Source organism: Paenibacillus protaetiae, assembly GCF_004135365.1.
Taxonomy (GTDB): domain Bacteria; phylum Bacillota; class Bacilli; order Paenibacillales; family Paenibacillaceae; genus Paenibacillus_AP; species Paenibacillus_AP protaetiae.
In genome coordinates this window covers 2,631,556-2,645,285 of the sequence record NZ_CP035492.1, presented here as the reverse complement: position 1 = coordinate 2,645,285, position 13,730 = coordinate 2,631,556, and the positions used below count along the sequence as shown (strand labels likewise).

Annotated in this window: 11 protein-coding genes and 1 riboswitch; of the genes, 10 read left to right on the top strand and 1 reads right to left on the bottom strand. The window is 55.6% G+C overall.

What is annotated here, in order from left to right; genetic code table 11:
• Nucleotides 1–18 precede the first annotated feature (18 nt).
• Together ET464_RS12240 and ET464_RS12235 are read left to right on the top strand one after the other, a co-directional pair.
• The gene (locus tag ET464_RS12240; protein ID WP_129441272.1) at nucleotides 19–477 is read left to right on the top strand and encodes a MarR family winged helix-turn-helix transcriptional regulator; all 459 of its coding nucleotides are present in this window, start codon (nucleotides 19–21) and stop codon (nucleotides 475–477) included.
• Between the two features lie 263 nt (nucleotides 478–740).
• Nucleotides 741–2,855 carry an acyltransferase family protein gene (locus ET464_RS12235; RefSeq protein ID WP_129441270.1) on the top strand — a complete coding sequence of 705 codons (2,115 nt, stop codon included), beginning with the start codon at nucleotides 741–743 and terminating at the stop codon, nucleotides 2,853–2,855.
• A gap of 167 nt (nucleotides 2,856–3,022) precedes the next feature.
• Here the strand turns inward: ET464_RS12235 and ET464_RS12230 are convergent, their stop codons facing one another.
• Nucleotides 3,023–4,354, bottom strand: a complete 1,332-nt coding sequence (locus ET464_RS12230) for a glycoside hydrolase family 18 protein (protein WP_129441268.1) — start codon at nucleotides 4,352–4,354, stop codon at nucleotides 3,023–3,025.
• Nucleotides 4,355–4,682: 328 nt separating this feature from the next.
• Nucleotides 4,683–4,782, top strand: a riboswitch (purine riboswitch).
• 278 nt (nucleotides 4,783–5,060) lie between these two features.
• On the opposite strand from ET464_RS12230, the gene purE reads away from it, so the two are divergent.
• From purE to purF, 8 genes are all read left to right on the top strand, one after another.
• Nucleotides 5,061–5,546, top strand: a complete 486-nt coding sequence (gene purE, locus ET464_RS12225; protein ID WP_129441266.1) for a 5-(carboxyamino)imidazole ribonucleotide mutase — start codon at nucleotides 5,061–5,063, stop codon at nucleotides 5,544–5,546.
• Nucleotides 5,543–6,715, top strand: coding sequence for a 5-(carboxyamino)imidazole ribonucleotide synthase (purK, locus tag ET464_RS12220; RefSeq protein WP_129441264.1), 1,173 nt, complete (start codon nucleotides 5,543–5,545; stop codon nucleotides 6,713–6,715). Before purE ends, purK begins: the two co-directional genes overlap by 4 nt.
• A 7-nt stretch (nucleotides 6,716–6,722) precedes the next feature.
• Nucleotides 6,723–8,018 (top strand): adenylosuccinate lyase, encoded by a 1,296-nt coding sequence (gene purB, locus ET464_RS12215; RefSeq protein ID WP_129441262.1) that lies wholly within the window; start codon nucleotides 6,723–6,725, stop codon nucleotides 8,016–8,018.
• Nucleotides 8,019–8,100: 82 nt separating this feature from the next.
• Nucleotides 8,101–8,997, top strand: coding sequence for a phosphoribosylaminoimidazolesuccinocarboxamide synthase (locus ET464_RS12210; RefSeq protein WP_129441259.1), 897 nt, complete (start codon nucleotides 8,101–8,103; stop codon nucleotides 8,995–8,997).
• 30 nt (nucleotides 8,998–9,027) lie between these two features.
• Nucleotides 9,028–9,270 carry a phosphoribosylformylglycinamidine synthase subunit PurS gene (purS, locus tag ET464_RS12205; RefSeq protein ID WP_129441257.1) on the top strand — a complete coding sequence of 81 codons (243 nt, stop codon included), beginning with the start codon at nucleotides 9,028–9,030 and terminating at the stop codon, nucleotides 9,268–9,270.
• A 3-nt stretch (nucleotides 9,271–9,273) separates the two neighbouring features.
• The gene (gene purQ / locus ET464_RS12200) at nucleotides 9,274–9,969 is read left to right on the top strand and encodes a phosphoribosylformylglycinamidine synthase subunit PurQ (RefSeq protein WP_129441255.1); all 696 of its coding nucleotides are present in this window, start codon (nucleotides 9,274–9,276) and stop codon (nucleotides 9,967–9,969) included.
• A complete protein-coding gene (gene purL, locus ET464_RS12195; protein WP_129441253.1) occupies nucleotides 9,947–12,190 on the top strand; it encodes a phosphoribosylformylglycinamidine synthase subunit PurL in 2,244 nt (747 codons plus the stop codon). Before purQ ends, purL begins: the two co-directional genes overlap by 23 nt.
• Complete coding sequence (gene purF, locus ET464_RS12190; protein WP_129441251.1) at nucleotides 12,175–13,656, top strand: amidophosphoribosyltransferase; 1,482 nt, start codon at nucleotides 12,175–12,177, stop codon at nucleotides 13,654–13,656. Before purL ends, purF begins: the two co-directional genes overlap by 16 nt.
• Nucleotides 13,657–13,730 lie beyond the last annotated feature (74 nt).

Below are 13,730 nucleotides of genomic sequence, written 5' to 3'. Positions count from 1 at the left end.
GATCAGGAGGAAACAGGAATGGCTGAAAATGAAACATTGTTCCAGGTAACATCGATGTTCCGGACTTTGCTTAAAACGATAACGCACGAATGGAATAAAAACGGAAGCCGTTACAATCTGTCGCTTCCTCAATTTAAAATTTTGTATTCGCTTCAGACCAAAGGGCCGCAAAATGTTTCTCAGCTTGCTGAAGCTTTGGGGATCACATCAGCCGCCATTACGGGCGCCACCGACAAGCTGCTTGCAGAAGGGCTGGTGCTGAGGGAAAGAGGAGAGGCGGACCGCAGAGTCGTGTTTGTTACATTGACCGATGCGGGCAAAGCGATTTTGGAGGAAGTCAAAAAAGACCAGCAGATCGTGTTGGATAAAGTATTTCATATGCTTCCCCAAGAAGATATTCAGCATTTGAAGCGCATTTACGGGCAAATGCTGGCGAATGTCGATAATCCATGTCCGCCGGGCCAAAATTCAAAATAAAGGCTTCATATATAATGGTGTTCGCCAGCCAAACAAAAACGACAGCAGACAAGCTGTCGTTTTTGTTTTTTTTACCTGTCCGGGAAGGGCAGGAATGAACCGCAGAAGCGGCGAATACACTCGGTGAAGCGGCGGTTTGCACTGTAACTCATTTGTAACGAAATGCTCAGTCTGTCGTCCTATACTTTGAATAGATTAAGTTGAAGAAAGAGGCCATGCAAGATGAAAGACAACAAGAGTCGGGACAGAGGAGAGCACAACGTATGCCAAGACCGGTGAATAATAGCGGGAAGTATTTTCCTGGTTTAGATGGGCTGCGGGCGATAGCTGTACTTGCGGTTATCGTATATCACTTGGGTTTTAAAGGGGCGCCGGGCGGTTTGCTTGGCGTAGGAATCTTTTTTACGTTATCCGGTTATTTAATTACCGATTTGATGATCGGGGAGCGCAGAAGAAACGGGCGGATCAACATGTCGCGTTTCTGGCTGCGCCGGGCACGGCGTTTGCTGCCTGCGATGCTGCTTATGATTGCGGGGGTATCCGGCTGGCTGCTATGGGCGGATCCGTCGCGGCTGTCGTCGCTTCGCGGTGAAATAGCGGCATCCGTATTTTATGTCGCCAACTGGCGGCAAATTTTTCACCATGTTTCTTATTTTGAAAGCTTTGGCCCTCCTTCGCCTTTTGGGCATTTATGGTCTCTCGCTGTAGAAGAGCAATTTTACTTGTTATGGCCTTTGCTTTTGATGCTGCTCGTATGGCTGTTGCCGAAGCGCGGTTTTCTCGCATGCTGCGCGCTTGTACTCGCTGCCGGCTCAGCGGCGGCTATGGCGGTTTTGTACGAACCGGGCGTTGACCCAAGCCGTGTTTATTATGGTACGGATACGCGGGCGTTTGGCATGCTGATCGGCTCTGCGCTCGCCTTTGTATGGCCCAGCTGGAAAATATCCTCAGCTGCCAAAGTGTCGCGGACAGCGCGTATTGTGCTGGATTCGGTCGGTTTAGCCGGTCTTGCGGCCATTGTGCTGATGATTTTAAAGGTGGGGCAATATGATCCGTTTCTGTATCAAGGAGGAATGGTGGTCCTTTCGCTCGCGACGGCGGCAGTCGTTGCGGTTGCGGTTCACCCGGCGAGCCGGATTGGCTCCTTGCTTGGCATTCAGCCGCTTAAATGGCTGGGCGTCCGCTCGTACGGCATATACTTATGGCATTATCCGATTATTGTGTTAAGCACTCCGGCTATCGATACGGGGGACGGCCACTGGCAGCGCAGCCTGCTTCAGCTGGCGGCAACGCTGCTGGCGGCGGCTATGTCCTGGAAATGGATTGAAGAGCCGATTCGCCACGGCGCGCTCGGGAAGCTGTGGAAACGGCTTGCCGGCAGACAACGTTCGCGCATACCGGCTTTTGCGGCGGCAATTGGTGTTGCGATCGTAGTGTTATGCTCATTTGCAGGTTTGTATAAGCTGCAGCCGGAAGATGCAAAAGCGGCATCCGTTGATGCCGGCGAGACATCCGGATTAATGGATGAAGGCCGCACCGTATCTTGGGATACCGCGGTGGAAGACTGGGTCGATCACGTCACTCCGCCGGTTATGCCTGATGAGACGGCGCCGCCTTCCCCGTCGCCGGGCACAGCGCCGCCTCCGGCTGAAGCTCCGCCGCAGCAGCACAAGCCGTCGCCGGCCGCGCCATCGGCTGCCGGAAGCGGCAAAGCGGAGCCTTCGCCGGCTCCAACAGCGCCGCCGGCAGCATCCGCCGCACCGGATGACGGCGGCAAAGGGCAGGAAGCCAGCGCCCCGCCGGCGCAAGGCAGCGCCGATCCAGCCGGAGGCAGCGGTGCCGCTGGAGGAGGAACGGCTGCAACGCCGCCTCCGCCGGAAAGCAGCCAGCCGCCAGTCCAGGAGGTCAGATCCGGTAAAAAAGTGACCGCGATCGGCGATTCCATCATGATCGACATTGAACCGTATTTGAGCAAGATGCTGCCGGGCATCCGGATCGACGGCAAAATCGGCCGCCAATTCAGAGAAGCGCAGGATATCGTTGACGGGCTGGCCAAAGACGGCAAGCTGGGGAACGAGGTCATTATCGGGCTTGGCTCGAACGGCGCTTTTACGCAAAAGCAGCTGAACAAACTGCTGGATTCGCTGTCGGGCGTGGATCAGGTGCTGCTTGTGAATACACGCGTGCCGCGCGACTGGCAGGACACCGTGAATGAAATGCTGGCAGATACAGCTAAAAAATATGACAATGTGCAGCTGGTCGACTGGTATTCGGCAAGCGAAGGCATGGACAGCTATTTCGCCAAAGACGGCGTCCATCTGAACAAGTCGGGATCGGCCGCGTACGCTTCGCTTGTCGTAAAAGCGCTGAACGATTAATGAAGCGGAGAGATAGCTGGCCGACGAAATGAATGGAAAAAGAGCGTACTTTACGCGCAGAGTGCCGGTGCAGCCGGCTCTGCCTAAAGCACGCTCTTTTTTTTTTCTCTGCGGAACGGGTGCAGTCCGGCACCGTCTGCTTGCGGAGGAGCGCGGCGGCTTTTCTGCTAATTGGCGCCGGAACTTGCGGACGGGAACGGCAGCTGACGGATCGTAAAGTTATCCTTCAGCACATACCAGTTCGGCACAAAAGGAACGCCAAGCACCCAATAGCTCACGCCGCGCAGTCCGTAGCTTTTGACCAGATTGTATTTCGCCTGCACGCTGCGGGCATCTTCAAACCAGACGACATGCTCTGTCTTGGCGCTGTCATAATAATGGTAAAAAGGTGATTCCGCCTGCTCGTCATATTCGATGTTTGCGTGCATCGTTGCGGCGCGTTCGACCGCTTCCTGCGGACTGACCGTCTCTGCGGTCGTTCCCGGCTTGTAGGGCAGCGTCCAGTCATAGCCGTATAACGGCATCCCCATTAAAATTTTGTCCGGCGGAATGACCGATACGGCATAACGGACGACCTTGTTCACCTCGTTCAGCGGCGCAACGGCCATCGGGGAACCGCCAAACCAGCCCCATTCGTACGTCATCAGGATGACAAAGTCGACGATTGCTCCCTGCGCCGCATAATCATGCCCTTCATACAGCAGCCCCGCTTGGTCGGAGCTCGTTTTGGGCGCAAGCGCTGCGGAAACGAGATAGCCGTGCGGGTGTAACGTATCGACCAGCCGCTGCAGCAGCTGATGGTACATGTTTTTATCGGCAACCGGCACATATTCAAAATCTACATTAACTGCGATGTAGGACTTGTCTTGCATCAGCTGCAAAATGTTTGCCGTCAGCTTCTCCCGCGCCCCGGCATTCTGAAGCAGCGCATGGGCGAGGTCCGGGCTGAAATTATCGCCTTCGAAGTTGGAGACGACGAGCATTGGCGCGGCTCCTCCGGCAATGGCCGCCTGGATCAGCGCCTCGTCATCCAGCGGGACAAGCGAGCCGTCTGCCGATACCGAGTAGCTGAAGGGGCTGAGGTAGGTGAGCGACGAAGCGTATTGTTTGGCATCCCGCACGCCGTTCGATCCGGGCTTCACATAGCCGTTTACTTCAATCTCCGGTTTTGCGGCTTCCGGTATGATCACGGATGCTCCGGCAGCGGCAAGCGCAGGATTGCCGATTGAATTGGCCTGCATGAGCTGCTGCAGCGAAAGGCCATACTGTTTGGCAACCGCATGCATCGTTTCGCCTTTTTGGACCGTATGGACGCCTGTTTCCTTCCTGGTAAGGCTGTTGCCGCCGTTCTCAGGTACGGGAATGACAAGCGCCTGCCCGATAACCAGCACATTGTTGTCTGCCAGTCCGTTTACAGCGCCAATCCGGCTTGCCGGAACTCCGTAACGCTGCGACAGCTGCCATAAGCTATCCCCTTTTTGGACTACGTAAATGTGCATGAAATGACGCCCTCCTCCTTTGCGGAGCTTTTCTTCTATATAGTAGTGTATTCACGCGCCTATTCTTTGATTTCATGTATGGATAGAGGATGTCGGGCATAATAAAGGCAAAAAAGCGCGGAAGCAGCCGGACAGGCTTATTGGCTTGGCTTATGGCCGGATGAGCCGATTTGTAAGCATTTTACTCCATATGCTTTTTATTGTTAACGGTGGATGATACAAAAGCGAACTTTAATAAAACGTGTCATATTTAATGTTCGTATTTTGTTGACAGTCTGACGCCGATTGGATAAACTAGAGTAGGTCGCGGAACGATTCCGCAATAATTGAACGAAGTTTTGTATCGTCTCGTATATATTCGGGGATTGGCCCGAACGTTTCTACCCGAAAACCACAATTTTCGGACTACGAGCATTGGTGGCGCACGCACAGGTTGCCTCATGATGAGGCAACCTTTCACTGTCTTTCACGCCGGCACAGGTAAAATTTGTTTGTATAACCGGCCGCAGACCAGCGCCGCCTTCAGGCGGGAAACGATAGCCGTTCGTTCGTCAAAACGACGGATCGAATACAGCGTTTCCGCCATGCTCGGGTCCCGCAGCTGCCGCCATTTATCGGTGTATGCTGCAGGACCTTTTTTTTGGCGGTCAGCCAAAATGTCCGTTGTTGCACATATAAGGATTCCATTAAAGAAAGGTATGATTTCATGTCTCCGATCGTAGGCGTCATCATGGGCAGCAAGTCCGATTGGGATACGATGAAGCTGGCTTGTGACGTGCTGGAAGAGCTTCAAATTCCGTATGAGAAAAAGGTGGTGTCCGCGCACCGCACGCCGGATTTGATGTTTGAATACGCGGAAACAGCCGCTGAACGCGGCATCAAGGTTATTATCGCGGGCGCCGGCGGCGCTGCGCATTTGCCCGGCATGGTTGCTGCGAAAACAGCTTTGCCGGTTATTGGCGTTCCCGTGAAATCATCCAATTTGAACGGACTCGACTCCCTGCTGTCCATCGTGCAGATGCCTGGCGGCATTCCGGTGGCTACGGTAGCGATCGGCAATGCGGGCGGCACGAATGCCGGCCTGCTGGCTGCGCAAATGATTGGCGCTTTTGATCCGGAGGTGCAGGCGCGGGTTGTTGCCCGCCGTGAACGGATCAAGCAGGAAGTGCTGGAAAGCAGTGAGACGTTATGACGCCGGGCGGCAACAGGGAAGCGAAGACGCTGCTGCCGGGCAGCACGATTGGCGTGCTGGGCGGCGGACAGCTTGGACGGATGATGGCGCAGGCGGGCAGCGCAATGGGCTACCGATTCGTGACGCTGGACCCGACGCCGGATTCGCCTTGCGGCCAGGTGGCCGACCAGATCGTCGCGGCGTATAACGACCGCGAGGCGGCCAAAGAGCTGGCGGAGCGCTCGGATGTCATTACGTACGAATTCGAGAATGTCGATGCCGGCGTGGCGGCAATGCTGATGGAAGAATCCTACGTGCCGCAAGGCAGCGAGCTGCTGTACACAACGCAGCACCGGCTGCGCGAGAAGCGGGCGATAGAAGCGGCGGGCGTACCGGTTGCCCCTTACCGCGAAATCGGCAGCGAGGAAGAGCTCCGGGCAGCGGCGGCCGAGCTGGGCTTGCCATGTGTGCTGAAGACGGCGACCGGCGGTTACGACGGCAAAGGGCAGTGGGTGCTGCGCAGTCTGGACGAGGTTCCGGAAGCTTACGAAACGTTAAGCAAAGCGCGGACGCAGCTGGTGCTGGAGCAGTTCATCCGCTTCGACAAGGAGCTGTCGGTCATTGCGGCCCGCAGCCCGCGCGGTGAAATCCGGACCTTCCCGGTAGCGGAAAACATTCATATTCACAACATATTGCATCAGTCGATTGTGCCGGCCCGTATTTCAGGTGCGGTGCAGCTGGAAGCGGAAAAGCTGGCGGTGCGCATCGCTGAAGGGCTTGGCGTGATCGGGCTCATCGCGGTAGAGATGTTCCTGACGCCGGACGGCAAGCTGTACGTGAACGAGCTTGCCCCGCGCCCGCACAACAGCGGGCATTACACGATGGAAGCTTGCCGGACGTCGCAGTTCGAGCAGCATGTCCGCGCGGTATGCAATCTCCCGCTTGGCGATCCGTCGCTGCTGACGCCGGTTGTGATGGTCAACGTGCTTGGCCAGCATGTGCAGCCGCTGCTTGAGCGGATGGCACAGCCCGACGAGGCGGCCGAGCGGCTCGGCACCGCGCCGAAGGTACATTTGTACGGCAAAAAAGATGCCGTTCACCAGCGCAAAATGGGCCATGTGAACGTGCTTGCGCCAGATATAGATTCCGCATTGCAGTGGATAGAAGAGACAACTATTTGGAAGGTGTGAAGAATACATGTTAGAGCGTTACAGCAGACCGGAAATGAGAGCGATTTGGACCGAAGAAAACAAATTTAAAGCTTGGCTGGAAGTGGAGCTTTGCTCCTGCGAAGCTTGGGTAGAGCTTGGCGTTATTCCGCGCGAGGACGTTGAAGCCCTCCGCAAGAACGCAAGCTTCAACATTGACCGTATTTATGAAATCGAGCAGGAGACGCGCCATGACGTTATCGCCTTTACCCGCGCCGTATCCGAGACGGTTGGCCCGGAACGCAAATGGGTGCATTACGGCCTGACGTCCACGGACGTTGTAGACACGGCTAACGGTTATCTGCTGCTGCAAGCCAATGCGATTCTGAGAAAAGACATCGAACGCTTTATCGGCATTTTGCGCGAGAAAGCGGTCCAATACAAAGACACGCCAATGATGGGCCGTACGCACGGCGTTCACGCTGAACCAACGACGTTTGGTTTGAAAATGGCACTGTGGTACGAGGAAATGAAACGGAACCTGGAGCGCTTCGACCATGCGGCAAACGGCGTTCAATTCGGCAAAATTTCCGGCGCGGTTGGCACTTACGCCAACATCGACCCGTTTGTAGAACAGTTCGTATGCGACAAGCTGGGCATTACGGCTGCGCCCATCTCGACGCAAACGCTGCAGCGCGACCGCCACGCCGAATATATGGCGACGCTTGCGCTTGTAGCAACATCGCTGGACAAGTTCGCAACGGAAATTCGCGCCCTGCAAAAAAGCGAGTTCCGCGAAGTGGAAGAGCCGTTCGCGAAAGGGCAAAAAGGCTCGTCGGCAATGCCGCACAAACGCAACCCGATCGGCTGCGAGAACATTTCCGGCCTGGCGCGCGTCATCCGCGGCCATATGATTTCGGCTTACGAGAACGTGCCGCTCTGGCATGAACGCGACATTTCGCATTCGTCCGTAGAGCGCATCATTCTGCCGGATGCAACGATGCTCTTGAACTACATGCTGAACCGCCTGGGCAACATTATCGCGAACCTGACGGTATTCCCGGAAAACATGAAGCGCAACATGCAAGCGACGTACGGCGTACCGTTCTCCGGCCGCGTCATGACGAAGCTGATCGACAAAGGCTTCAGCCGCGAGCAGGCGTACGACACCGTGCAGCCGCGTGCGATGCAGGCATGGGAAGAACAGCGCAAATTCCGCGACATTATTGAAGCGACGCCTGAAATTACAAACGTGCTTTCGCCGGAAGAAATTGACGATGCGTTTAACCCGGCATGGCACCTGAAGCATGTCGATACGATTTTCCGCAAGCTTGAGCTGATCTAGGTTTCCAGCCTGGAGCAGCATGAATGGATATAAAGAGACGGCTGGCCTGTACAAAGGCGAAGAATAGAGGAGGAGCTGACGGATGGCAACGCAAGCGGCGGGACTTTCTACTGCGGTGGATTATATTAAAGCGCCTTTGCTGTATAAAGGGAAGGTTCGGGAACTGTACGACCTTGGCGAGCATTACCTGATCGTAGTGACAGACCGGATTTCGGCGTTCGACTATGTGCTGGACCCGGCGGTGCCGGATAAAGGCAACGTGCTGAACCGGCTGTCGGCTTTCTGGTTTGAGCAGACGGCAACCATTATGGAGAATCACGTTGTTCACACAGACGTCGAAAAGCTTGGCGAGATCGTTACGGCTCCCGAGCTGCTGAAAAACCGCATTATGGTGACGCGCAAAGCGGAACGCATCGATATCGAATGTGTCGTGCGCGGCTATATTACGGGCGGCGGCTGGAGACAATACCAGCAATCATCTTCCATTAACGGCATTGCGCTGCCGGCCGGCATGCGCAAAAACGAACGTTTTCCGGAGCCGATCTTTACGCCGGCTGCCAAAAACGACGTGGGCCACGACGAGGACATCCCGTTTGAGCGGATGCAGGAGCTGGTCGGCGCGGAGCTGGCCCATGACCTGAAAGAACGGAGCATCAATCTGTATACGTTTGCTCATGCGTATTGCGCGGAGCGCGGCATTGTTTTGGCCGACTGCAAATTCGAATTTGGACTTATCGACGGCAACGTTATTTTGATCGATGAAATTTTTACGCCGGATTCCTCGCGTTTCTGGGCCGAGGACAAATACGAGCTCGACGTCGAAATCGACAGCATGGATAAAGAGCCTGTACGGACCTATTTGCTTGGTTCGGACTGGGACCGCAACAGCAAGCCGGCCCCGCTGCCGGAGGCCGTGGTCGCTGAAACGACCCGCCGTTATCTGGAAATTTACCGCCGTTTAACCGGCGCTGCTCTTTAATAAAACATTTTTCAGGAGGCTACTAAACGCATGAAAGCAACCGTCTATGTCACGATCAAGGAAAACGTTCTCGACCCGCAAGGCACCGCCGTCCAAGGCGCATTGCATTCGCTTGGCTTTAACGAAGTCGGCAAAGTGCGCATCGGCAAATATTTGGAGCTTCAGCTCGACACGAACGATAAAAACGAAGCGGAAGCACGCATAAAAGCGATGTGCGAAAAGCTGCTTGCCAATACGGTAGTCGAAGATTACCGCTTTGAACTGGAGGGTTAAGCGATGAAGTTTGCGGTAATCGTTTTTCCCGGTTCCAACTGCGATATTGACTGCTACAAAGCGGTAGAGGAAGCCATCGGCCAAGAAGTCGATTACGTGTGGCATACGGCAACGGACCTGTCCGCATACGACGCGATTCTGGTGCCGGGCGGCTTCTCGTACGGCGACTACTTGCGCTGCGGCGCAATTGCGCGTTTTGCCCCGGTTATGGCCGAGGTTGTGAAAGCGGCTGAGCAAGGTAAATATGTGCTGGGCATTTGCAACGGATTCCAGATTCTGACGGAAGCGGGCCTTTTGCCAGGTGCTTTGCTGCGCAACAGCGGGCTGAAATTTCTGTGCCACCAAGCGCCGCTTGAAGTGGTCAACAACGAAACGGCGTTTACGAACCAATACGCCAAAGGCGAAATCGTCAACATTCCGATCGCTCACGGCGAAGGCAACTACTTCTGTGATGAAGAAACGCTTGCGAAGCTGGAAGCGAACAACCAGATTGTATTCCGCTACGCGCAAGGCTCCAATCCGAACGGCTCGCTCAGCGACATCGCCGGCATCTGCAATGAGCGCGGCAACGTGGTGGGCATGATGCCTCACCCGGAGCGCGCAATCAACCAGCTGCTTGGATCGGAAGGCGGCAAACGGATGTTTACATCGATACTGAATGCATGGAGGGAACAGCATGGCGCAGCAGTTAACAGCTAAGGAGCCGACGGCGGAGCAAATCGCCGATCAGAAAATTTACACGCAATTTGGCGTTACAGATTACGAATATGAGCTTATTTGCGGTTTTCTCGGACGGAAGCCTAATTATACGGAAATCGGCGTATTCAGCGTCATGTGGTCGGAGCACTGCTCGTATAAAACCTCCAAGCCAATCCTGAAAAAATTCCCGATTACAGGCCCTCGCGTCCTGATGGGTCCGGGCGAAGGCGCCGGCATCGTGGACATCGGCGACAACCAGGCCGTTGTATTCAAAATCGAATCGCATAACCATCCGTCCGCGGTTGAGCCATACCAAGGCGCAGCAACGGGTGTAGGCGGCATTATCCGCGATATTTTCTCGATGGGCTCGCGCCCGGTCGCTTTGCTGAACAGCCTCCGTTTCGGCAAGCTGGAGAATGAACGCGTGAAATACTTGTTCGAGAACGTCGTCAGCGGCATCGCCGGCTACGGCAACTGCATCGGTATTCCGACGGTTGCAGGCGAAGTGATGTTCGACGAAAGCTATGAAGGCAACCCGCTCGTTAACGCGATGTGCGTTGGCCTGATCGATCATGATAAAATCCAGCGCGGCGTCGCAAAAGGCGTGGGTAACCCGGTATTTTACGTAGGCCCGGCAACCGGCCGCGACGGCATCCACGGCGCAACGTTTGCGTCGGTAGAGCTTTCTGAAGAATCGGAAGAGAAGAAGACAGCCGTTCAGGTTGGCGATCCGTTTATGGAGAAGCTCGTCATGGAAGCAACGCTTGAACTGATCAACTCCGGCATCGTGCTTGGCATTCAGGACATGGGCGCAGCAGGCCTTACCTGCTCCAGCGCGGAAATGGCATCGAAAGCCGGCAACGGCCTTGAGCTGTACCTCGACGAAGTGCCGCAGCGTGAAGAAGGCATGACGCCTTACGAAATGATGCTGTCGGAGTCACAGGAGCGCATGCTGTTTGTCGTAGCTCCGGAGAATGAAGCGCAAGCGCAGGAAATTTTTGACCGCTGGGGCGTTATTTGCGCCAAAGTCGGCAAAGTAACGGATGACGGACGTCTGCGCCTGTTCCATAAAGGCGAAGAAGTGGCGGATATGCCGGTTAAAGCGCTTGTAGACGAGTGCCCGGTATACGACAAGCCGTCCAAAGAGCCTGCTTATTATGGCGAAGGCGCAAAGGTGGATACGTCTGCTTTTGCCGAAATTACCGACCTGAACGGCGCACTGGAAAAAGTGCTCGCTTCCCCTTCGGTAGCAAGCAAAGAGTGGGTTTACAACCAATACGACTATATGGTGCGCACCAGCACGGCTGTTCAACCGGGCTCGGACGCGGCAGTTGTTACAATTGGGGGCACGCGCAAGGCGCTGGCCATGACAACGGACTGCAACGGCCGTTATGTGTACCTGGATCCGGAAGTTGGCGGACGCATCGCCGTAGCGGAAGCAGCGCGCAACATCGTTTGCTCGGGCGCAGAGCCGCTGGCGATTACGGACAACTTGAACTTTGGCAACCCGGATAAGCCGGAAGTGTTCTGGCAAATCGAGAAAGCGGCCGACGGCATGTCCGAAGCTTGCCGCACACTCGAAACGCCGGTTATCGGCGGCAACGTCAGCTTGTATAACGAGAATGCAAAAGGCGCGATTTACCCGACGCCGGTTATCGGCATGGTTGGCCTCGTGCATGACATTGACCATATTACGACGCAAGCGTTCAAAAACGAAGGCGACGTTATTATCCTCGCAGGCGCCGAAACGAAAGCGGAGTTTGGCGGCAGCGAGCTGCAATACGTGCTTGGCGTAACGGAAGGCCGTCCGCCGGTTATCGACCTGGCGGAAGAGAAAAAGCTGTTGAAGGGCGTGCTTGGCGCGATCCAGCAAGGGCTTGTTGCATCGGCGCATGACCTGTCGGAAGGCGGCCTGGCGGCTGCGCTTGCCGAATCCGCGATTAGCGGCGGCATTGGCGCGAGCGCTAACGTAACTACGGCGCTTCGCGCGGACCATGTCCTGTTCAGCGAAACGCAATCGCGTATTTTGCTCTCGGCAAAGCCGGAACAAGCGGAAGCGCTTGTGGCTTACCTGACGGAGCAAGGCGTAGCAAGCAGCACGATCGGCAAGGTAGGAGGTAACAGCCTTACGATTACGGTGAACGGCAAAGCCGCTGTCGAATCGCAAGTGAAGCAACTGGAGAAGGTCTGGAAGGATGCGATTCCATGTCTGATGAAATAAAGCAGCCCGTCCAGCTCTGGACAGGCGACCATTATAACGAAGGCATCGGCCGCGACGATATATTCGACAAGTTGCGTGAGGAATGCGGGGTGTTCGGCGTGTTTAACATTCCGAACGCTTCTTCCCTTTCGTATTACGGCTTGCATGCTCTGCAGCACCGCGGCGAGGAAAGCGCGGGAATTTGCACGGTTGACTCGGAGCACGGCCGCCAGTTCCATTACCATCGCGGGATGGGGCTGGTCAAGGAAGTTTTCGACCAGCGCCGGATCGAAGAGCTGCCGGGTGACCGCGCCATCGGTCATGTCCGTTATTCAACGGCGGGAGAAAGCAAGCTGGCGAATGCTCAGCCGCTTATTTTCCGCTATCGGGACGGCGACTTGGCAGTTGCCACCAACGGCAATATCGTGAATGCGCCGGAAATTCGCAAGGAGCTGGAAAGCCAAGGCTCGATATTCCAGACGTCCAGCGATACCGAAGTTATTGCGCACTTGATCGCCCGCTCGAACAAAGATTTCGAATCGGCGGCCAAAGACGCATTGCAGCGGCTGATCGGCGGATTTGCATTCCTGCTTATGACCAACGACAAGCTGATTGTTGCATCCGATCCAAACGGGCTGCGTCCGCTTGTGATGGGCAAGCTGGGCGACGGCTACGTTTTCTCGTCGGAGACATGCGCATTCGAGACGATTGGCGCTGAATATGTACGCGACGTGCAGCCGGGCGAGCTGCTCTATCTGGATGCGGAAGGGATCCGCGAGGACCGTTACGCCGAGGTGGAGCGCCGCGCGACTTGCGCGATGGAATATATTTATTTTGCAAGACCGGACAGCGACATCAATACGATCAACATTCACTCCGCCCGCAAGCGGATGGGCCGCCAGCTGGCGATGGAATCGTTTGTGGATGCGGATATCGTAACCGGTGTGCCGGATTCGAGTATTTCCGCAGCGATCGGCTATGCCGAGCAGACGGGCATTCCGTACGAGCTTGGCCTGATCAAAAACAAATATACCGGCCGGACGTTCATCCAGCCTTCGCAGGAGCTTCGCGAGCGCGGGGTCAAAATGAAGCTGTCGGCCGTTCGCAAAGTGGTGGAAGGCAAACGCGTCGTTATGATCGACGATTCGATCGTGCGCGGTACGACCTCCCGCCGCATCGTTAATATGCTGCGCGAGGCGGGCGCAACGGAAGTGCATGTGCGCATTACGTCGCCGCCGTTCAAAAACCCTTGCTATTACGGCATTGATACGCCGGACCGCAAGGAGCTGATCGCGTCGTCCCGGACGCTTGAGGAAATCCGGGAAGCGATTAATGCGGACTCGTTATACTTCCTGAGCAACAACGGCTTTGTTGATTCGGTAGGCGGCAACGACGGCGCGTACAACCGCGGCATGTGCCTGGCCTGCTTCGATAACGATTATCCGACGCCGGTCAACGAGGAATCGGATAAAAGCTGCAGCTGCTAAGGCGCAGCGGTTTGAGAAAGACGGTGCGGCGCACATCTTTCGCGCAGCCGGATAGATAGAACTTTTTTTAGCGT

Bases quoted from the DNA above. Each gene is read 5' to 3' on its own strand.
- purL (WP_129441253.1), top strand. From the start codon at position 9,947: ATGGCGCAGCAGTTAACAGCTAAGGAGCCGACGGCGGAGCAAATCGCC.
- purS (WP_129441257.1), top strand. From the start codon at position 9,028: ATGAAAGCAACCGTCTATGTCACGATCAAGGAAAACGTTCTCGACCCG.
- purE (WP_129441266.1), top strand. From the start codon at position 5,061: ATGTCTCCGATCGTAGGCGTCATCATGGGCAGCAAGTCCGATTGGGAT.
- ET464_RS12210 (WP_129441259.1), top strand. From the start codon at position 8,101: ATGGCAACGCAAGCGGCGGGACTTTCTACTGCGGTGGATTATATTAAA.
- purQ (WP_129441255.1), top strand. From the start codon at position 9,274: ATGAAGTTTGCGGTAATCGTTTTTCCCGGTTCCAACTGCGATATTGAC.
- purF (WP_129441251.1), top strand. From the start codon at position 12,175: ATGTCTGATGAAATAAAGCAGCCCGTCCAGCTCTGGACAGGCGACCAT.
- purK (WP_129441264.1), top strand. From the start codon at position 5,543: ATGACGCCGGGCGGCAACAGGGAAGCGAAGACGCTGCTGCCGGGCAGC.
- purB (WP_129441262.1), top strand. From the start codon at position 6,723: ATGTTAGAGCGTTACAGCAGACCGGAAATGAGAGCGATTTGGACCGAA.
- ET464_RS12235 (WP_129441270.1), top strand. From the start codon at position 741: ATGCCAAGACCGGTGAATAATAGCGGGAAGTATTTTCCTGGTTTAGAT.
- ET464_RS12240 (WP_129441272.1), top strand. From the start codon at position 19: ATGGCTGAAAATGAAACATTGTTCCAGGTAACATCGATGTTCCGGACT.
- ET464_RS12230 (WP_129441268.1), bottom strand. From the start codon at position 4,354: ATGCACATTTACGTAGTCCAAAAAGGGGATAGCTTATGGCAGCTGTCG.